This is a genomic window from Geodermatophilus sp. URMC 65 (genome assembly GCF_053502545.1).
This window is the reverse complement of record NZ_CP199954.1, coordinates 98,915-117,760: the sequence shown is the minus strand read 5'-3', so window position 1 is coordinate 117,760 and position 18,846 is coordinate 98,915. Positions and strand designations below refer to the sequence as shown.

The following is an 18,846-nucleotide window of genomic DNA, read 5'->3' as shown; positions in this document are numbered from 1 at the left end:
CCCACGCCTCGCACACTCGGCGCGGAACCCTGCAGGGGGCCGTTCCAGTACGTCACCGGGCTCGCGGCGGGGCCCTGCAGGGGGCCGATCCAGCACGTCACCGGGCTCGGGATGAGCCTCGGGACGCCGGCCGCGGCTGCGCGGAGCCGTCGTACCCCGCGGGGACACTGCCCGGAGACGACCCCGCCGAACGGAGACCGAGCTGTCGAAGGACCCCGCCCCCCTCACCCCTCGCGAGCTCGAGGCGAGCCTCCGGGCGGGGCCGAAGCGGGTGGCCCGGGTCGTCGTCGACGTGCCCCTGGCGCACCTGGACCGGCCCTTCGACTACGCCGTCCCCGACGCGATGGCCGACGAGGTGCGGGCCGGGTGCCGGGTGCGGGTGCGCTTCGCCGGGCAGCTGGTCGACGGCTTCGTCGTCGAGCTGACCGACGTCAGCGAGTCGGGGCGCAAGCTCGCACCGCTGGCCAAGGTCGTCTCCGCCGAGCCGGTGCTCACCCCGGAGGTCCTCACGCTGGCCCGCGCGGTGGCCGAGCGCTGGGGCGGGACGGTGACCGACGTGCTCCGCCTCGCCGTCCCGCCCCGCCGGGCGGCGGCCGAGAAGCGCCCGCCCGCCGAGCCACCCCCGCCGCCGGCGCCCCCGGACCCGGCCGGCCTCGCCCGGTACCCGACCGGCCCGGCGCTGCTCACCGCCGTCGCCGAGGGCCGGCCGGCCCGTGCGGTGTGGACGGCGCTGCCCGGGGAGGACTGGCCGGCCCGGCTGGTCGAGCTGTGCCAGGCCGCGCTCTCCGGCGGCCGCGGCGCCCTGGTCGTGGCGCCCGACGGTCGCGACCTCGACCGGCTGGCCGCCGCCGCGGAGGCCCGGCTGCCGGAGGGCTCGGTCGTCGTCCTGCGCGCCGACGCCGCCCCCGACGCCCGCTACCGCCGCTTCCTCGACGTCGTCCGCGGCACCGCGAAGGTGGTGCTGGGCACCCGCGCCGCGGTCTACGCGCCGGTCGCCGACCTCGGGCTGGTCGCCGTCTGGGACGACGGTGACGACCTGCACGCCGAGCCCCGCGCGCCCTACGCGCACGCCCGCGACGTGCTGGTGCACCGCGCCCACCTCGCCTCGTGCGCGGCCGTCCTCGCCGGGACCGCGCGCACCGCGGAGGCGCAGCTGCTGGTGGAGAGCGGCTGGGCGCACGAGCTCGCCGCCGACCGCGCCACCCTGCGCACCGCCGCACCGCGGGTGCAGGCCCTGGGCGCCGACGCCGAGCTGGCCCGCGACCCGGCCGCCCGCACCGCCCGGCTGCCAAGCCTCGCCCACCGCGTCGCGCGCCAGGCCCTCGCCGACGGCGCGCCGGTGCTCGTGCAGGTGCCCCGGGCCGGCTACGCGCCCGGCCTGGCCTGCGACCGGTGCCGGGCGCCGGCCCGCTGTGCGGTCTGCTCCGGGCCGCTGGGCGTCGCCCCCGCCTCCGGCCCGGGTGGGTCGCGGGTGCCGGCCTGCCGCTGGTGCGCCCGCCCCGCCGCGACCTTCGACTGCCCGTACTGCCACGGCACGAAGCTGCGCGCCTCGGTCGTCGGCGCCGCCCGCACCGCCGAGGAGCTGGGCCGCGCCTTCCCGGGCGCCGCGGTGCGGGTGTCCGGCCGCGGGTCCGGGGTGCTGCCGAGCGTGCCCGGGGGGCCGGCGCTGGTCGTCGCCACCCCGGGTGCCGAGCCGGTCGCCGAGGGCGGGTACGGCGCCGCGCTGCTGCTGGACTCCTGGGCGCTCCTGGGCCGGGCCGACCTGCGGGCGGGTGAGGAGACGCTGCGCCGGTGGATGAACGCCGCCGCCCTCGTCCGCCCGGCGTCGGCAGGCGGTCAGGTGGTCGTCGCCGCCGATGCCGCGCACCCCGTCGTCCAGGCGCTGGTGCGCTGGGACCCGGGCTGGCTGGCCGCCCGGGAGCTCGCCGACCGCCGCGAGCTCGGCTTCCCCCCGGTGACGCGGATGGCGGCGCTGTCCGGGACGGCGCCGGCGCTGGCGGAGTTCCTCGCGGCCGCCCGGCTGCCCGCCCACGCCGACCTGCTCGGCCCGGTGCCCGAACCACCGCGGCCCGGCCAGGAGGGCGAGCGGGAGCGCTACCTGGTCCGGGTGCCGCGGTCGGAGGGCGCGGCGCTGGCCTCCGCGCTGGCCGAAGTGCAGGGCGTCCGCAGCGCCAAGAAGGCCCCCGAGCACGTCCGCGTCCAACTCGATCCGCTCGACCTCGTCTAGCGCGGGCCGTCATGGCGTCGCGGGCCCGTCCCGGGCACCGCCTGAGCTCGCGAAGGGCGAGGCCTGCCTGCGAGCAGCGGGGGCCGAGGGGTCCTTCTTCTACGATCGACCGGTGAGCGTGACCCCGATCCGGCTGCTGGGCGACCCGGTGCTGCGCACCCCCGCCGCCCCGGTCGTCGACTTCGACCAGGAGCTGCGCCGGCTGGTCGCCGACCTCACCGAGACCATGTTCGCCGCCGGTGGCGCCGGGCTGGCCGCTCCGCAGATCGGCGTCGGCCTGCGGGTGTTCACCTGGTTCGTCGACGGCGAGGTCGGCCACCTGGTGAACCCGGAGGTGGCGCCGGTGGGTGAGGAGACCGAGGAGGGCCCGGAGGGCTGCCTGTCCATCCCCGGTTTCACCTTCGACTGCCGCCGGCACCTCCACGTGGCGGCCACCGGGTTCGACCTCCACGGCGAGCCGGTCCGCGTCGAGGGCTCGCACCTGCTGGCCCGCGCCGTGCAGCACGAGGTGGACCACCTCGACGGCGTGCTGTTCGTCGACCGGCTGGACGCCGAGGCCCGCGCCGCCGCGCTGGCGGCCATCGGCGAGGCCGAGTGGGCCGGCGCCGGGGCGTGGATGCCGCGCGTGGAGGTGAGCCCCCACTGAGGCTCCTCTTCGCCGGGACGCCGGACGTCGCCGTCCCCTCGCTGGAACTGCTGCTGGCCTCCGACCACGAGGTCGTCGCCGTCCTCACCCGCCCCGACGCCCGCTCCGGCCGCGGCCGCAAGGTGAGTCGCTCGCCGGTCGCCGAGCGGGCCGACGCCGCCGGCGTCCCCGTGCTGCAACCCCGCTCCCCGCGCGAGCCGGAGTTCCTCGAGCGGCTCACCGAGCTCGCCGTCGACAGCGCGCCGGTCGTCGCCTACGGCGCCCTCGTGCCGCAGGCGGCGCTCGGCCTGCCGCGGCACGGCTGGGTCAACCTGCACTTCTCGCTGCTGCCGGCCTGGCGGGGCGCCGCGCCGGTGCAGCACGCGATCATGGCCGGCGACGAGGTCACCGGCGCCTCGACCTTCCGGCTGGAGGCGGGCCTGGACACCGGGCCGGTCTACGGCGTGGTCACCGAGCCGATCGACCCGCGGGACACCGCCGGCGACCTGCTGGGCCGCCTGTCGATCAGCGGCGCCCGGCTGCTGCGGGCCACCCTCGACGGCATCGCGGCCGGCACGCTCGAGCCCCGGCCGCAGCCGACCGAGGGGATCAGCCTCGCGCCGCGCATCGAGCCGGCCGACGCCCGCGTCGACTGGTCGCTGCCGGCCTCCGTCGTCGACCGTCGGGTCCGGGGGGTCACCCCTGCGCCCGGGGCCTGGACGACGTGGCGCGGCGACCGGCTGCGGCTGGGCCCGGTCGAGCCGCTGCCGGCGTCCCCCGGGCTGGCGCCCGGCGAGCTGTCGGTGGGGCCGACCGGCGTGCTGGTCGGCACCGGCCGCGGCGCGGTCCGGCTCGGCGAGGTGCAGCCGGCCGGCAAGCGGATGCTGCCGGCGCCGGACTGGGCGCGCGGGGCGCGGCCGGCGCCGGGCGAGCGGCTGGTGGAGGCCTCGTGAGTGCTCCCCGGCGCGCCCACCGGCGGCCGCCGTCCCGCCGGTCCCGCCCGGTGCTCGACGGCGCGCGGCTGACCGCCTTCGACGTCCTCGACGGCGTCAGCAGCCGCGACGCCTACGCCAACCTGCTCCTGCCCCAGCTGCTGCGCGAGCGCGCCGCCGACCTCGGCGAGCGCGACGCCGCCTTCGCCACCCAGCTGGCCTACGGCACCCTGCGCGCCACCGGCACCCTCGACGCGGTCCTGGCCCCGCTGGTCTCCCGGCCGCTGGCCGAGCTCGACCCGCGGGTGCTCGACCTGCTGCGCCTGGGCGCCCACCAGCTGCTCGACCTGCGGGTGCCCGCCCACGCCGCCGTGGACACCACCGTGGCGCTCACCCGGGCGATCGTCGGCACCGGCGCCTCCGGGCTGGTCAACGCGGTGCTGCGCAAGGTCGCCGCGGGCGGGGACCGCGCGGCCTGGGTCGAGCGCCTCGACGGGGACGGTGACCAGCGGCTGGCGCTGGCCACCGACCACCCGCGCTGGATCGTCGAGGCCTGGCGGGACGCGCTCGGCGACGAGGCCGAGCTGGAGCCCGCGCTGCTGGCCGACGACGCCGCGCCCGAGGTGCACCTGGTCGCCCGGCGGGTGCCCCGCGACCGGCTGGTGGCCGAGAGCGGCGGGCAGCCCGGTCCGTGGTCGCCGTACGCCGTCCGGCTGGGTGGTGGGGACCCGGCGCGCGTCCCGTCGGTGCGCGAGGGCCGGGCCGCGGTGCAGGACGAGGGCAGTCAGCTGGCCGCCCTGCTGCTCGCCCGCGCGCCGCTGGAGGGCCCGGACGCCGCCTGGCTCGACGTGTGCGCCGGTCCCGGCGGCAAGGCCGCGCTGCTCGCCGCCGTCCGGCCCGAGGGCGTGCGGCTCACCGCCACCGACCGCGCGCCGCACCGCGCCGAGCTGGTCCGCCGCGCCCTGCGCGACGAGGACGACGTCGAGGTGGTGGTCGCCGACGGGCGGACGCCGCCGTGGTCGCCGGGCTCCTTCGACCGCGTGCTGCTCGACGCGCCGTGCACCGGCCTCGGGGCGCTGCGCCGCCGCCCCGAGGTGCGCTGGCGGCGCACCGCGGACGACGTCCCGCCGCTGGTGGACCTGCAGACGGCGCTGCTCGACGGCGCGCTGGCCTCGGTGCGCCCCGGCGGGGTGGTCGCCTACGTGACCTGCTCGCCGCACACCGACGAGACCGTCGCCGTGGTCGACGCCGCGGCCGGCCGGGACGACGTCGAGGTGCTGCCGGTCGCGCCGCTGTTCCCGGAGGTGCCCGGTCTCGCCCGCGGGGCGTACGGCCAGCTGTGGCCGCACCGGCACGGCACTGACGCGATGTTCATGGCGCTGCTCCGCCGCACCCGCTGAGCCCGGCGGTCACCCGGCCGGCGAGGTCGATGCCGGAGCCGGGGCCGACGTCACCGGGGCCGGCTCCGTCATCGGGACGGCGGAGGACTGCTTCGGTCGTCCCTGCCGCTCCTCGTGCTCGCCGGACCCGCCCCTCTCGTGCTCCTCCTCCGTCTCCTTGTCCTCGTCCTTGTCCGTGTCCTTCTTGTCCTCGTGCTTCCCCTCGTGCCGCTCGTGGTCGTGGTCGTGGTCGTGCCGGTCGGCGTCCGACCGCGGCGGGGGCGAGGAGGTGGGCGCCGCGGGCGTCCTCGGCGCGGGAGCGGGCTCGGGTGCCGGTGCGTCCGCCGACGGCGTCCCGGCCGGCGCGCTCGTCGTCCCCGCGTCCTCCGCCTCCGGCGCGGGTGCTGCCGCCTGCGGCGCCCCGGCCACGTCCGCCGGGGGCGTCACTCTCGCGGCCGGCGGTGAGGTCGAGGGGGCCGGACGGCGCTGCGGCGGCGCCGTCGTCGGCGGGGCGGCGTCCTGCGGCGCGGCCTCGGGCGGCGCGGCGGCCGTCTGAGCGGCGAGGGAGGACCCTGCCCACCGGTCCGCTCCCGGCGTGGTGCCACCCCGCGGTGCCGCGCCGGCGTCCTCCGACGGTGCGGCGGGTGGCGCCGACGGCGGGCCGCTGGGGGCCGCGGCGCCGGCCGCGGGTTCCTCGGCCGCCGGCCGCGCGGGCTGGGTCGGATCGCCGAGGAGCGAGAAGCCGGCCCAGGCGCCGGTGAGCGTCACCGTGCCGATCGCGGCCAGCACGGCGATCGCGCCGGCCGCCAGCGCCAGCCGCCCGGACCACCACCGCCGGGCCGGCCACCCGCTGGCCGCGTAGTGCAGCAGGACCGGGCGGTGCAGCGGGTCCGGCGCCGGGACCGCTCCGCGCCGGCTCGGGCGGTGCCGGCCGTGGCCGCTCATCCCGTCGTCCGGTGCGGCCCGGCCGGCCGCAGGCGGCGCTCGGCCCACAGCGCCGCCTGCGTGCGGTCGGTGGCGCCGATGCGCTGCAGGATGCGTGTGACGTGGGTCTTGACGGTGGCCTCGCTGATCCGCAGCCGCCGGGCGATCACTTTGTTCGGCAGGCCCTGCCGGACCAGCTCGAGCACCTCCTTCTCGCGGTCGGTGAGCAGGTCGCCCTGGCCGCGGTCGCGCAGGTCGGCGAGGAGCGCGGAGGTCACCATCGGGTCGATCGGCGCCCCGCCGGCGGCGATGCAGCGCACCGCATCGAGGATCGACTCGCCGTCCTGGTACTTGAGCAGGTAGCCGTCGGCGCCGGCGATCAGCGCGGGCAGCACCAGGTCGGGCTCGCCGAAAGAGGTGAGCACCAGCACCGGGGTGGTGCGGCCGCGCTCGCGCAGCGTGCGGATCACCGTCACCCCGTCCGCGCCCGGCATCGAGAGGTCCAGCAGCAGGACGTCGGGGTCCAGCCGCTCGACCAGTTCGAGGGCGGTGTCGCCGTCCCCGACCGCGCCCACGCACTCCAGCCCGTCGGCGGCGTCCAGCAGGCTCGAGATGCCGCGCCGGACGACGGCGTGGTCGTCGACGACCAGTACCCGGATCACCGTGCCGCTCCGGCGGACAGGGGCGCGGTGGTGGACAGCGGCACGGTCGCGACCAACCGGGTGCCCTGCCCCGGGGCGCTGGTCAGCGTCAGCGAGCCTCCCGCGTCCACCAGCAGCTCACCCAGTGCCCGCAACCCGACGTGGCCGGCCGCGAACCGTTCACCCAGCAGGCTCTCGTCGAAGCCCTGCCCGTCGTCCTCGACCCGCATGGTGGCGACTCCCTGGTCTCGGGTGACGACGACCTCGACCGAGGTCGCCTGGCTGTGCGTGGTCACGTTGCGCAGCGCCTCCTGAGCGCAGCGGTAGAGCAGTGCGGCCGTCGGCCCGGGCAGGTCCCGGGCGGCGTCGGCGTACACGGAGACGCGGATGCCGGAGCGGCCGACCTCCTGCGCCAGCACCTGCAGGGCCGGCAGCAGGCCGCCGCGGAAGGCGCCGCGGGCGGGGATCAGTGCGACGAGCAGGTTGCGCAGGTCTTCGACGGTCTGGCGCACCGCGGCCGCGGTTCGTTCCAGCAGCTCGGCGTCCTCGGCGCTGCGCGGCCGGCCGCGCATCCGTGCTGCGTCGAGGTCGTAGGCCAGCCCGGTGAGGTCCTGGACGACGTGGTCGTGCACCTCGCTGGCGATCCGGCGCCGCTCGGCGTCCGAGGCGTCCACGGCGGCCTGCAGCAGCGCCTCCTCGGCCTGCTGCGAGCGGCGCAGCCGGGACGCCAGCCGCCAGGCCAGCGGCACCTGGATCACCTGCAGCAGCGCCAGGGCGCCCAGCGCGGCGGGGGCGAAGCGCATCCAGGCACGCCGGGCGATCTCGTTGACCTCGGAGTAGCTCTCGTGGAACTCGACCAGCAGGGGGGTGCCGCCCACGTCCTCCACCGCCACCCAGGCCACCAGCACCCGGCCGCTGCTGCGGCCGGGGAGCACGCCCGGGTCGCCGGGCTCGGCCACCAGCGAGGCGACCGACCCCGAGTCGAGGGCCCGCCGTGCCTCGGGCGGCAGCGGGGCCTGTCGGCCGACGACGCTGCGGTCATCGGCCCAGAGCACCCGACCGTCACCGGCGCGAACCCGGACCGCGACCACCGGGCCGGCCGCGACCAGTGCGCTGACGTGGGTGCGCAGGTCGCCGGGGGCGGCCGGTGGCCGGGTGGGGTCACCGTCCAGGGCGGGGGTGAGCGTGGCGGCCGTGACGCGGGCGAGGCTCTCGAAGGCCCGGGTGCCCTGCTCGAGACCGGCCCAGCGGGCGAGCACCCCGGTGAGCAGGGCCAGCGCGAGGGTCACGGCGAGTCCGGCGCAGGTGAACCACGTGATGGGGACGGCCACCGAGGAGCGACGCCCCGTTCGGTGCCCCGCCGTCCGCCGTCTCCCTCGGACCACGGCTCGAACGATAGGGAAGCCCAGTTCCGTATCGGGGGTCTTGGGACGCGAGTGCAGCTCAGAGCGGACGTCACACCCCGCCGCGCCCGGGGACCCGTACGGACGGCGACCCCCCGGCCACGGAGCGGGACGGCGGGAACCGGGCGCGTCCTGCCGACGACCACTGCACCGTGACCACTCGATCGCCGGCCGTGCGCCGGACCACCGCCACCGTCCTGATGGGCGCCGTCCTGCTCGCCGCCGGCACCGGGACGGCGGCCGCCCACGTCGAGGTCAGCGCGGAGGGCGCCGTGGCCGGCACCGGGCCGGTGACGCTCGCCTTCTCCGCCGCCTCGGAGGCCGCCTCGGGCATCACCGCGATGCGCACCCAGCTCCCCGACGGCATCGAACCCGCCGACGTCACGCTGGCCGCCGGGCCGCCCGGGTGGGTGCTCACCCCGACCGCGGAGGGCTTCGAGGTCGGCGGGGCCGCGCTGCCGGTCGGCGCGGACGCCGAGTACGCGGTCACCGTGGCGACCCTGCCCGCCGGTGTGACCGAGCTGGCCTTCCCCACGGTGCAGGTCTACGCCGACGGCACCGAGGACGCCTGGATCGAGGAGGAGGTGCCCGGCGGGCCGGAGCCGGAGCTGCCGGCCCCGGTCCTCGCCGTCACCCCGGGCGCACCGGCGCCCACGACGGCCGCGCCTGCTCCTCCGGTGGCGTCCACCCCTGCCGCGCCCACCGCATCGGTGCCGGCCCCCGCTGACGACGCCGCCGCCGAGGCCGACGAGGAGAGCGGGAGCGGCTGGCTGGTCGCGGCAGCCGTGGTGGCCGCGCTCGCGGCCGTGGCCGGCGGCCTGCTCCACCGCCGCTCGCGCGCGAGGCGGTGATCACCGCCGCCTAGACTCGGCGGACGTGCCCCGCAGCCCCCTCATCGCGCCCAGCCTCCTGTCGGCGGACTTCGCCCGGCTGGCCGAGGAGGCGCAGCGGGTCGCCGACGCCGACTGGCTGCACTTCGACGTCATGGACGCGCACTTCGTGCCGAACCTGACCTTCGGGCTCCCGGTCATGCAGGCGGTGCAGGCGGTCAGCCCGGTGCCGCTGGACTGCCACCTGATGATCGAGGACCCGGAGCGCTGGGCGCCGGGCTACGCCGAGGCGGGTGCGCGCAACGTCACCGTGCACGCCGAGGCGTGCACCGGCGACCCTCGCGCCGTCGCCCGTGACCTGCGGGCCGCCGGGTCGCTGGCCGGCCTGGCGCTCAAGCCCAGCACGCCGCTGGAGGAGTACCTCGACGTGCTGCCCGAGTTCGACACCCTGCTGGTCATGACCGTCGAGCCCGGCTTCGGCGGACAGCGCTTCATCGCCGAGACGCTGCCCAAGGTCCGCCGCGCCCGGGAGCTGGTCGACACCGGGCACCTCACGCTGCTGGTCGAGGTCGACGGCGGGATCAACGCCGACACCATCGAGCAGGCCGCCGCCGCCGGCGCCGACGTCTTCGTGGCGGGCTCCGCGGTCTACGGCGCCGACGACCCGGCGCGCGCCATCGCCGGTCTGCGCGCGCAGGTCGCCGCGGCGCGGCAGGGGTGAGCGTCTCCGCGGCCGAGCTCTCGGCCATGGCCCGGGCGCGCGAGCTGGGCACGGGCGTCCTCGGCACCACCAGCCCGAACCCGGCGGTGGGCGCGGTGGTGCTGGCCGCCGACGGGACGCCGGTGGGGGAGGGCGCGACCGCACCGCCCGGCGGCCCGCACGCCGAGGTCCGGGCGCTCGCCCAGGCCGGGGAGCGGGCCCGCGGGGGCACCGCCGTCGTCACCCTCGAGCCGTGCGCGCACACCGGCCGCACCGGGCCGTGCACCGAGGCGCTGGTCGCCGCCGGCGTGGCCCGCGTGGTGGCCGCCGTCCCCGAGCCGACGCAGCTGGCCGGGGGAGGCGCGGCCCGGCTGCGCGCCGCCGGCATCGAGGTCGAGCTCGGCGTGGAGCAGCAGGCCGCCGAGGAGGGCGCGCTGGGCGCATGGCTGACCGGCGTGCGCGAGCACCGCCCTTTCGTGGTCTGGAAGGTCGCCGGCACGCTCGACGGCCGGGTGGCGGCCGCCGACGGCAGCAGCCGCTGGGTCACCGGCCCGGAGGCGCGGGCCGCCGTCCACCGGCTGCGGGCCACCTGCGACGCGGTCGTCGTCGGGTCGGGGACGGCGCTGACCGACGACCCGCAGCTGACCGTCCGCGACGCCGAGTTGCCACCCACCCACCCGGCCGCCGCGCGACAGCCGCTGCGCGTGGTCCTCGACCGCCGCGGCCGGTTGCCGAGGACCGCCCGGGTGCTCGACGACGCCGCGCCCACCCTGGTCAGCGCTGCGGCCGGCCCGCGGGAGCTGCTCGAGGAGCTCTTCGCCCGCGACGTGCGGCGGGTGCTGCTGGAGGGCGGCCCGACGCTGGCCGCCGCCTTCCTGCGCGAGGGGCTGGTCGACGAGGCGGTCGTGCACCTGGCGCCCAAGCTCCTGGGCGCCGGCGCACCGCTGGTCGGGGACCTGGGAATCACCGGGATCGGCGATGCGCTGACCCTCTCGGTCACCGGGCTCACCCGCCTGGGCGGGGACGTGGAGATCCGGCTGCGGCCCAACCGGCACACTGGGGACCGGCGCGTCGCGGACCACCACGGCGCGACCGGAGGGAGTTGATCGTGTTCACCGGCATCGTCGAGGAGGTCGGCGTCCTGCTCGCTCGCGAGGAGGCCGGCGGGGTGGGTCGGGAGGCGGACGCCGCCCGGCTGCGCATCCGGGCGCGCAAGGCGCTCGAGGGCGTGGCGTTGGGCGACTCGATCGCCGTCAACGGGGTCTGCCTCACCGTCACCGGGTTCGCTGGGGCGGGTCCGGGGGGCGACGGCACAGCCGAGGAGTGGACCACCGACGTGATGGCCGAGACGCTCCGCCGCAGCAGTCTGGGCGCCCTGGGTGCCGGCGACCCGGTCAACCTGGAGCGCGCGGTGACCCCGCACACCCGGCTCGGCGGGCACCTGGTGCAGGGCCACGTCGACGGTGTCGGCACCGTCCTCACCCGCACCCCCGGCGAGCACTGGGAGGTCGTGCGGGTCGGGCTGCCGCCGGAGCTGGCGCGCTACGTGGTCGAGAAGGGCTCGATCACCGTGGACGGCGTCTCGCTGACCGTGAGCGCCGTCAGCGCCGCGGACGACCCCGAGCCGTGGTTCGAGATCAGCCTGATCCCCACCACCCTGCGCGAGACCACGCTGGGTGCCGTCCCTCCCGGGAGCCCGGTCAACCTGGAGGTCGACGTGATCGCCAAGTACGTGGAACGCCTGTTGGGAGCACGCTCGTGAGCGAGCTGGCGAGCTCACGCAGCAGCACAGCAGCCACGCGCACGGAACCGACGAGCGCCAGCGAGGAGGGTTCGTGAGCGCCAGCCTCCGCCTCGACACCGTCGAGGACGCCATCGCCGCGGTCAAGAGCGGCCGCCCGGTCGTCGTGATGGACGACGAGGACCGAGAGAACGAGGGCGACCTGATCTTCGCCTCCGAGCTGGCCACCCCGGAGCTGGTCGCGTTCATGGTCCGCTACACCTCGGGCTACATCTGCGTGGCCGTCACCGAGGCCGACGCCGACCGGCTCGACCTGCCGCCGATGTTCCGGGTCAACCAGGACCGCCGCGGCACCGCCTACACCGTGACCGTGGACGCCCGCGAGGGCGTGACCACCGGCATCTCCGCCGCCGACCGTGCGCACACCATCCGGCTGCTCGCCTCGGCGGAGACGAACTCGACCGACCTGGCCCGGCCCGGGCACATCGTGCCGCTGCGGGCTCGGGACGGCGGCGTGCTGCGGCGGCCGGGCCACACCGAGGCCGCCGTGGACCTCGCGGTGCTCGCCGGACTGCGCCCCTCGGGCGCCCTCTGCGAGCTGGTCAGCGAGAAGGACCCGACCGGCATGGCACGCGGCGACGAGCTGCGGGTGTTCGCCGACGAGCACGACCTGTGCCTGATCTCCATCGCCGACCTCATCGCCTACCGCAAGCGCTTCGACAAGCTGGTCGAGCGCGTCGCCGAGGCCACCGTGCCCCTGGCGCCGGGCACCTTCACCGCGGTCGGCTACCGCAGCTCCTACGACGAGCGCGAGCACGTCGCCTTCGTCTACGGCGACGTCGGCGACGGCGAGGACGTGCTCGTGCGGGTGCACTCCGAGTGCCTCACCGGCGACGTGTTCGGCTCGCTGCGCTGTGACTGCGGGCCCCAGCTGCAGGCGGCGCTGGCCGCGGTGGCCCAGGAGGGACGCGGCATCGTGCTCTACATCCGCGGGCACGAGGGCCGGGGCATCGGCCTGCTGCACAAGCTGCAGGCCTACCAGCTGCAGGACATGGGGATCGACACCGTCGACGCCAACCTCGACCTCGGCCTGCCCGCCGACGCCCGCGACTACGGCACCGGCGCGCAGATCCTCGTCGACCTCGGCGTGCACACCATGCGGCTGCTCACCAACAACCCCGCCAAGCGCGCCGGGCTGGAGGGCTACGGGCTCAAGGTGACCGGCCGGGTGCCGCTGCCCAGCCACGTGACCGCGGAGAACCTGGCCTACCTGCGCACCAAGCGCGACCGGATGGGCCACCTGCTCGACATCATCGAGCCGGAGACCGAGTCCGGCCCGGCCGACGCCGCGACGGTGCCCGGCACCGACGTCCCGCTGCGCCAGACGGAGCAGCTGTGAACGAGCTCGGGAGTCCACCGACGGGCGCAGCAGCGGTCCCGCGAACGCGGCCGACGAGCGCCAGCGAGGAGGACACGTGAGCGGCAAGGGTGCGCCCGAGGCGGCGGCGGTCGACGCGACCGGGCTGACGCTCGGCATCGTCGCCACCACCTGGCACGCCGAGCTCACCGGGGCGCTGCTGGAGCGAGCGGTCGCCGCCGCGGTCGCCAGCGGCGTCCCCGAGCCGACCGTCGTCCGGGTGCCGGGGGCGGTGGAGCTGCCGGTCGTCGCCCAGGCGCTCACCGAGCGGCACGACGCCGTCGTCGCGCTCGGCGTCGTCATCCGCGGTGGGACGCCGCACTTCGAGTACGTCTGCGACGCGGTCACCGCCGGCCTGACGCGGGTCGCCCTCGATGCGGGCAGACCCGTCGGCAACGGCGTCCTCACCTGCGACACCGAGGAGCAGGCACGCGACCGGGCCGGGCTGCCCGGCTCGGCCGAGGACAAGGGCTGGGAGGCAGCCGTGGCCGCCCTGGCCACAGCGCTGACCCTCCGCAGCCTGCGCGGTACCGCGCGGCCCACCGGCTTCTCGATCCGACCGGCCGACGGGAGCCGCGCGTGAAGACCTTCGACCAGCTGTTCGCCGAGCTCTCGGCCAAGGTGGCCGCGGGCGACCCCGCGTCGGGGACGGTCACGGCGGTCCGCGACGGCGTGCACGCCGCGGGCAAGAAGGTCGTCGAGGAGGCCGCCGAGTCCTGGATGGCGGCCGAGCACGAGGGGGCCGAGCGCACCGCCGAGGAGGTCAGCCAGCTCCTGTACCGCGTGCAGGTCCTGATGCTGGCCCGCGGGCTGACCCTGGACGACGTCTACGCCCACCTCTGAAGGAGGACCCTCCTGCTCTCCACCGTTCGCAGGCTCGCGGCGGGACCCTTCAGGAGGGCCGGCAACCCATGGAAGGAGACCGACCCGTGCTGCGCATCGCCGTGCCCAACAAGGGTGTCCTGAGCGAACCGGCCGCCGAGATGCTCGCCGAGAGCGGCTACCGCCAGCGCCGCAGCACCAAGGACCTCGCCGTCTACGACCCCGACAGCGACACCGAGTTCTTCTACCTGCGGCCCCGCGACATCGCCGTCTACGTCGCCGCGGGCACGCTGGACGTCGGGATCACCGGCCGCGACATGCTGCTGGAGACCGCGCCGGCGGTCGGCGAGGGCGCCGCCGCGGTGGAGGTCATGCCGCTGGGCTTCGGCCGCTCCTCCTTCCGGTTCGCCACGCCGCTGGAGTCCGGCATCGAGACCGTCGAGCAGTTGGCCGGCAAGCGGATCGCCACGGCCTATCCGGTGCTGCTGCAGCGCTTCCTCGACGAGCAGGGCATCGCGGCCTCGGTGGTCAAGCTCGACGGCGCGGTGGAGACCGCCTGCCGGCTCGGCGTCGCCGACGCCGTCTGCGACGTGGTCGAGACCGGGACGACGCTGCGCGCGGCCGGGCTGCACATCATCGGCGAGCCGGTGCTCACCAGCGAGGCCATCCTGGTGCGGCGGGCCGGCGCCGAGGAGGTGCCTGCGGTCGCGCAGCTGCGCCGGCGGCTGCGCGGTGTCCTGGTGGCCCGGCAGTACGTGATGCTCGACTACGACTGCCCCAACGAGCTGCTGGAGAAGGCCACTGCCCTGACCCCCGGCCTCGAGGGGCCGACGGTCAGCCCGCTGCAGACGGAGGGCTGGTCCGCGGTGCGCGCGATGGTCGCCCAGCACGAGACCAATCGGGTGATGGACGAGCTCTGGGAGCTCGGCGCCCGCGCGATCCTCGTCACCAGCATCCACGCCTGCCGGATCTGAGCAAGGACCCCGTCCTCCCCACCCTCCGCGAGCTCAGGGCGGTGCCCGGTACGGGGCCGCGGCGAGCCTCCGGACGGGGCCGGCCCGGGACGGGGTCGCGGCGAGCCTCCGGACCGGGCTGCGCGCCGGCGTGGCTCGCGGTGCGGCCCACCCACACGTGCGAGAGCCCCCGTCCGGTCAGGACGGGGGCTCTCGGGGTCCTTCGTCAGCGGACGCGCATGGTCCGGTCGACGAGGTCGATCGCGGTGCACAGCCCCAGGGCCATCGCCCGGCCGCTGGTGGCGCCGGTGGCCAGCAGGCCGTCGATCGCCGGGCCCAGCGGCCGCTCGCCGACCAGCCCGTGCAGCACCGCGGCGTACTCGGCGCTGACCCGGCCGGCGGCCGCGTGCCGCAGCAGCGACCGGGACAGCTCCGTCGTCCGGCCGGCGGCCAGCGCGGAGACCGCGGCGGCGAACCGCTCGGCGGCGGGATGGCCCAGCAGCACGAGCCCGGCCATGGTCCCGGCCATGACGTCGTCCCCGGCCGGGGTCAGCCCCGGGCCCAGGCCGATCAGCCGAGTGGCGGTGCGCAGGGCGGCGTCCAGGTCGGCCCGGCGGACGGCGCCGCGCAGCGCGGCGAGCGGGCCACCGGGACCGGCCGGCAGGCCGGGCAGGGTGAACGCGCTGTGCGGGACGCCCTCGCCGTAGAGGGCGTTGCGGAGCTGGCGGACGCCCTCGGGGAGCAGTGCGGGGCGGGGGCGCGGCAGCCGGGGCCGCGGGTCCCACCAGGCGGCGGCACTGACGGCGAGGTCGCCCACGACGATGCGCCCGCCGCCGACCTCGGCCGGGGCGTCGGGCGGCAGCGCCACCAGCGGGCGGCCGTTGCTGGGACGGAAGAGCACGCAGGCCAGCGGCAGCCGGGCGGCGTCGCTGGTGAGCACGCCGACGACGTCGCCGCCGCGCTCGGTGGGCACCTGCAGGTAGACGGCGGCGGGGACGCTGAGCAGGACGCGCGCCGGGCGTACCGGACCGCGCAGGAGGTCGGCGACACCGGTGCTCGCCGAGGCGGGCACGGCGGTGGCGGCACGGGCAGGGGGAGCGGTGCGCGCGGTGGCCTGGGCGGACTCGCGCGGCAGCGGGATGGTCGGTAGTCCGGCCCGCGCGGCGCGGCCACGCGGGGAGGTCGGAGTCCCGGGGCGGTTCCCGCCCGGGCCTGCGGTCTCGTCGATGGTGCGCATGGCGACCTCTTCACGCTGGAAGACCACGGGGAGCACCGTCGGCTCGGGACCCCCCGCCCGGGCCCGTCCACCCCTGGAGGAGGCTGGGCGGCACCCTGGGGCGGGAACCGGCCTACCATCCACCGGGCGGAGTGGAACCGGGTCTCGAACCTATGCGGCGCGTCGCACGCCCAAGTATGGCGGATGTCGCCAAGAATGGATGATCAGGTCCGGGCACTCCTGACAGGGTGCTGCTGTGTGGCCGTGTGCATCGGCAACTGAGAAGGTTGGTGTCGTGACCCAGGGTGAAGCATCCCTCGTCGTCCCCACGCTGGGTGAGGGCTTGGTCTCATCCCGGCGTCACCTGTCGGCAGCGGAGGCGCCGGTGACCGAGAGCCGCGGCGAGCGGCCCAGTTGGCAGGAGCGCATGGGCCTGAGCCTGGCCGAGGCGCTGCGACTGCCCGGCCTCGCGGGGACGGAGGTCGTCGCCGGGCACGGCGGCCTCGACCGCGTCGTCCGCTACATGGTGGTCGACGACCCCGCCGACCCCCTGGCCGTGGCCGGTCCCGACGTCCTCGTCGTCCTCGGGGCGCGCCTGCCGCCGGCCGACGCCGCCAACTGCCGCGCCCTGGTGGAGCGGCTGGACTCCATGGGCACCACGGCGCTGGCCTACCGCCAGACCGAGGGGCCGCCGCCGGTGCCGGCCGACGTGCTGGCCGAGGCCGACCGCCGGGCACTGCCGGTGCTCGCCCTGCCCGCGACGGTGCGGATGGGCGAGGTCGTCTCCGAGGTGCTCGGCGCCGTCGTCGGCAAGCAGAGCGAGGCGCTGGTGCTCTCCAGCCGCATGCACGACCAGTTCATCGACGTCGCGCTCAGCGGCGGTGGGCTGGCCGAGGTCACCGAGCAGCTCGCCGACTCCCTCCAGGGCGCCGCGGTGCTGGGCCTGGGACCGGACCGCGAGATCGCCACCAGTGCCGGCCCGCCCGAGGACGTCGCCGAGATCAGCGACTGGCTGTGGCTGCTGGACGCCGAGGCCGAGGACGAGATGGCGATGATGGCGCCGTCCCGTCGGCTCTCGGGCCTGCGCGCCGACCAGACCGTCGTCACCCCGGCCGACGTGCTGGCCGACGCCGACCTCTCCCCGGCCGACGGCATCCTGCTCGTGCCCGGGCACCACGAGCTGCCCGGCGGGGTGGGGGAGTACGCGGTCGCGCCGATCATGGCCGGCGACCAGCGGCACGGCTGGCTGGTCGCCGTCCACCGGACCGGGCCGCTGCTCGTCGGCGCCGGCGCCCTGCTCGAGCGGGCCGCGGTGGTCGCGGCGCTCTCGGTGATCCGCCAGCAGGCCGTGCACTCGGTCGAGCTGCGCTTCCAGGGCGACCTGGTGCGCCGGCTGGTCGCCGGGTCGTTGCGGCACACCGAGCGGGCGCTGGCCCAGACCCGATCCTTCGGCTGGCGGCTCGACGGCCCGGTCGTCGTCCTGGTGACCGCGACCGAGACCGCCGCCGACCCGCAGGCCGACCCCACCCGCGCCCTCGACGTCCTCGACCGGCTGGCCGACGGCTGGCGCGCCGCACTGGAGACCGAGGTGTCCGGCGCGGCGGTGGCCGGGCTGTCGACCGAGATCGTCACCGTGCTGCCGCTCGACGGGCGGACGCCGGAGGAGATCACCTCCCTGGTGTCCGCGGTGACCGGCCGGGTCAACGCGCGGGTGCGCCGCGTCGGGCGGGTGCTCGGCACCGGCATCGGCCGCCCGGCCGGCTCCCTGTCGGCGCTCGGCGAGGCCCACCAGCAGGCGTCCCGCGCCCTCGGCGTGGGCCAGGAGATCCACGGGACCCAGGCGGTGACCCACTTCGACCAGCTCGGCGTCTTCCGGCTGCTGTCGCTGATCCCGGACAGCACCGAGCTGCGCAACTACGTCGACGAGGTGCTGGGGACGCTGGCCGACGCCGCCGACCCCGACTCCGCCGACCTGCGGGAGACGCTGCGCGTGCTGCTGGAGACGAACCTGAACGTCGCGGAGTCCGCGCGCCGGCTGCACTTCCACTACAACACGATGCGGTACCGGATCGGCAAGCTCGAGCGGCTGCTCGGACCCTTCACCACCGACCCGACCCTGCGGCTGAACCTGCTGCTCGCGCTGCACGCGGCGCGCATGCGGGGCCTGGACCAGCCGCACCGCCCGCCGGTGGACGCCGCGATGACGCTGCCCCCGGACGACGGCCTCGACGCGCTGATCTGAGCGCGCCGTGGGGAGGAGCATCGCGGCGCTGGTCGACCGCATGGGGGAGCTGCTGGCACCGCTGGAGGCCGACCGCGACCCGGCCCGCTTCTTCCTGGGCGTGTACCTGCGGACGACCGTCGCCGTCGGCGCGGCGATCGACGCGGGGGCCTTCGAGGACCCGGCCTGGGTCGAGGAGTGGGACGTCGACTTCGCCGGCCTCTACCTCGACGCGCTCGCCGCGCACCGCCGCGACCCGGCGTCGGCTCCCCGGCCGTGGCAGTCGGCCTTCGGCGCGCGGCCGGACCTGCCGCCGGAGGCGTACGTGCTGCTGGGCATGAACGCGCACATCAACTACGACCTGCCCCAGTCGCTGGTGCGGGTCATCCCGCCTGCCGAGTTCGACACCCCCGCGGTGCGGGCGATGCGCGGGCGCGACCACGAGCGGATCGACCGGGTGCTCGCCTCCCGGGTCGCCGCCGAGGACGGCGAGCTGCACCGCGCCGGGGGACGGCGGACGCGGCTGGACCGGCTGCTGGCCCCGGTCAACCGCACCGCCAGCCGGGTGTTCCTGCGCGAGTCCCGGCGCAAGGTGTGGGCCAACACGGCCGCTCTCGACCGCGCCCGCCGTGTGGGTCCGGACGCCGCCGCGGCCCGGCTGGCCGACCTCGAGACCGCTGCCGCGGCGCGGGTCGACGACCTGCTGCGCCCCGGCCCGGTGCTGGTGCGGCTGGCCGTCCGCGGCTTCGGCGTCACGCTGGACTGACCCCGCTCCGCGCTGCCGGGACGGGGCGCATCGGTGAGGCTGGGGCGAC

The 18,846-nt window shown here is 77.1% G+C and carries 18 protein-coding genes; 14 read left to right on the top strand and 4 right to left on the bottom strand.

Annotated features, from left to right (window positions below):
* The first annotated feature begins 271 nt into the window (after positions 1–271).
* The 4 genes from ACWIX7_RS00540 (at position 272) to ACWIX7_RS00525 (ending at position 5,184) form a co-directional block, all read left to right on the top strand.
* Complete coding sequence (locus ACWIX7_RS00540; RefSeq protein ID WP_448619681.1) at positions 272–2,227, top strand: primosomal protein N'; 1,956 nt, start codon at positions 272–274, stop codon at positions 2,225–2,227.
* A gap of 112 nt (positions 2,228–2,339) precedes the next feature.
* Positions 2,340–2,873, top strand: a complete 534-nt coding sequence (def, locus tag ACWIX7_RS00535) for a peptide deformylase (protein ID WP_448619680.1) — start codon at positions 2,340–2,342, stop codon at positions 2,871–2,873.
* Positions 2,840–3,805 (top strand): methionyl-tRNA formyltransferase, encoded by a 966-nt coding sequence (fmt, locus tag ACWIX7_RS00530; protein WP_448619679.1) that lies wholly within the window; start codon positions 2,840–2,842, stop codon positions 3,803–3,805. Before def ends, fmt begins: the two co-directional genes overlap by 34 nt.
* The gene (locus tag ACWIX7_RS00525) at positions 3,802–5,184 is read left to right on the top strand and encodes an RsmB/NOP family class I SAM-dependent RNA methyltransferase (RefSeq protein WP_448619678.1); all 1,383 of its coding nucleotides are present in this window, start codon (positions 3,802–3,804) and stop codon (positions 5,182–5,184) included. Before fmt ends, ACWIX7_RS00525 begins: the two co-directional genes overlap by 4 nt.
* Positions 5,185–5,193: 9 nt before the next feature.
* Here the strand turns inward: ACWIX7_RS00525 and ACWIX7_RS00520 are convergent, their stop codons facing one another.
* The 3 genes from ACWIX7_RS00520 to ACWIX7_RS00510 are packed head-to-tail and all read right to left on the bottom strand — an operon-like array spanning position 5,194 to position 8,059.
* Positions 5,194–6,108: a hypothetical protein gene (locus ACWIX7_RS00520; RefSeq protein ID WP_448619677.1), complete on the bottom strand. Its 915-nt coding sequence runs from the start codon at positions 6,106–6,108 to the stop codon at positions 5,194–5,196.
* The gene (locus ACWIX7_RS00515; protein WP_448619676.1) at positions 6,105–6,749 is read right to left on the bottom strand and encodes a response regulator; all 645 of its coding nucleotides are present in this window, start codon (positions 6,747–6,749) and stop codon (positions 6,105–6,107) included. The genes ACWIX7_RS00520 and ACWIX7_RS00515 overlap by 4 nt, the downstream gene beginning before the upstream one ends.
* Complete coding sequence (locus ACWIX7_RS00510) at positions 6,746–8,059, bottom strand: sensor histidine kinase (RefSeq protein WP_448619675.1); 1,314 nt, start codon at positions 8,057–8,059, stop codon at positions 6,746–6,748. The genes ACWIX7_RS00515 and ACWIX7_RS00510 overlap by 4 nt, the downstream gene beginning before the upstream one ends.
* A gap of 224 nt (positions 8,060–8,283) precedes the next feature.
* On the opposite strand from ACWIX7_RS00510, the gene ACWIX7_RS00505 reads away from it, so the two are divergent.
* The 8 genes from ACWIX7_RS00505 (at position 8,284) to hisG (ending at position 14,615) form a co-directional block, all read left to right on the top strand.
* The gene (locus ACWIX7_RS00505; protein WP_448619674.1) at positions 8,284–8,982 is read left to right on the top strand and encodes a DUF1775 domain-containing protein; all 699 of its coding nucleotides are present in this window, start codon (positions 8,284–8,286) and stop codon (positions 8,980–8,982) included.
* Between the two features lie 25 nt (positions 8,983–9,007).
* Positions 9,008–9,682 (top strand): ribulose-phosphate 3-epimerase, encoded by a 675-nt coding sequence (gene rpe, locus ACWIX7_RS00500; protein WP_448619673.1) that lies wholly within the window; start codon positions 9,008–9,010, stop codon positions 9,680–9,682.
* Positions 9,679–10,767 (top strand): bifunctional diaminohydroxyphosphoribosylaminopyrimidine deaminase/5-amino-6-(5-phosphoribosylamino)uracil reductase RibD, encoded by a 1,089-nt coding sequence (ribD, locus tag ACWIX7_RS00495; RefSeq protein WP_448619672.1) that lies wholly within the window; start codon positions 9,679–9,681, stop codon positions 10,765–10,767. The genes rpe and ribD overlap by 4 nt, the downstream gene beginning before the upstream one ends.
* A gap of 2 nt (positions 10,768–10,769) precedes the next feature.
* Positions 10,770–11,423, top strand: coding sequence for a riboflavin synthase (locus ACWIX7_RS00490; protein ID WP_448619671.1), 654 nt, complete (start codon positions 10,770–10,772; stop codon positions 11,421–11,423).
* 73 nt (positions 11,424–11,496) lie between these two features.
* The gene (locus ACWIX7_RS00485; RefSeq protein WP_448619670.1) at positions 11,497–12,801 is read left to right on the top strand and encodes a bifunctional 3,4-dihydroxy-2-butanone-4-phosphate synthase/GTP cyclohydrolase II; all 1,305 of its coding nucleotides are present in this window, start codon (positions 11,497–11,499) and stop codon (positions 12,799–12,801) included.
* Between the two features lie 76 nt (positions 12,802–12,877).
* On the top strand, positions 12,878–13,402 hold the full coding sequence (gene ribH / locus ACWIX7_RS00480) for a 6,7-dimethyl-8-ribityllumazine synthase (RefSeq protein WP_448619669.1): 525 nt from the start codon (positions 12,878–12,880) through the stop codon (positions 13,400–13,402).
* Positions 13,399–13,662, top strand: a complete 264-nt coding sequence (locus tag ACWIX7_RS00475) for a phosphoribosyl-ATP diphosphatase (RefSeq protein ID WP_091155911.1) — start codon at positions 13,399–13,401, stop codon at positions 13,660–13,662. The genes ribH and ACWIX7_RS00475 overlap by 4 nt, the downstream gene beginning before the upstream one ends.
* Positions 13,663–13,748: 86 nt before the next feature.
* On the top strand, positions 13,749–14,615 hold the full coding sequence (gene hisG / locus ACWIX7_RS00470) for an ATP phosphoribosyltransferase (RefSeq protein ID WP_448619668.1): 867 nt from the start codon (positions 13,749–13,751) through the stop codon (positions 14,613–14,615).
* A gap of 205 nt (positions 14,616–14,820) precedes the next feature.
* On the opposite strand, the gene ACWIX7_RS00465 is transcribed toward hisG, so the two are convergent.
* Positions 14,821–15,858, bottom strand: a complete 1,038-nt coding sequence (locus ACWIX7_RS00465) for a DUF2877 domain-containing protein (protein ID WP_448619667.1) — start codon at positions 15,856–15,858, stop codon at positions 14,821–14,823.
* A gap of 337 nt (positions 15,859–16,195) precedes the next feature.
* Between ACWIX7_RS00465 and ACWIX7_RS00460 the strand changes: the two genes are divergently transcribed.
* Together ACWIX7_RS00460 and ACWIX7_RS00455 are read left to right on the top strand one after the other, a co-directional pair.
* A complete protein-coding gene (locus tag ACWIX7_RS00460) occupies positions 16,196–18,052 on the top strand; it encodes a PucR family transcriptional regulator (protein WP_448619666.1) in 1,857 nt (618 codons plus the stop codon).
* Positions 18,053–18,059: 7 nt separating this feature from the next.
* The gene (locus tag ACWIX7_RS00455; RefSeq protein ID WP_448619665.1) at positions 18,060–18,797 is read left to right on the top strand and encodes a DUF5995 family protein; all 738 of its coding nucleotides are present in this window, start codon (positions 18,060–18,062) and stop codon (positions 18,795–18,797) included.
* The last annotated feature ends 49 nt before the right edge of the window (positions 18,798–18,846 follow it).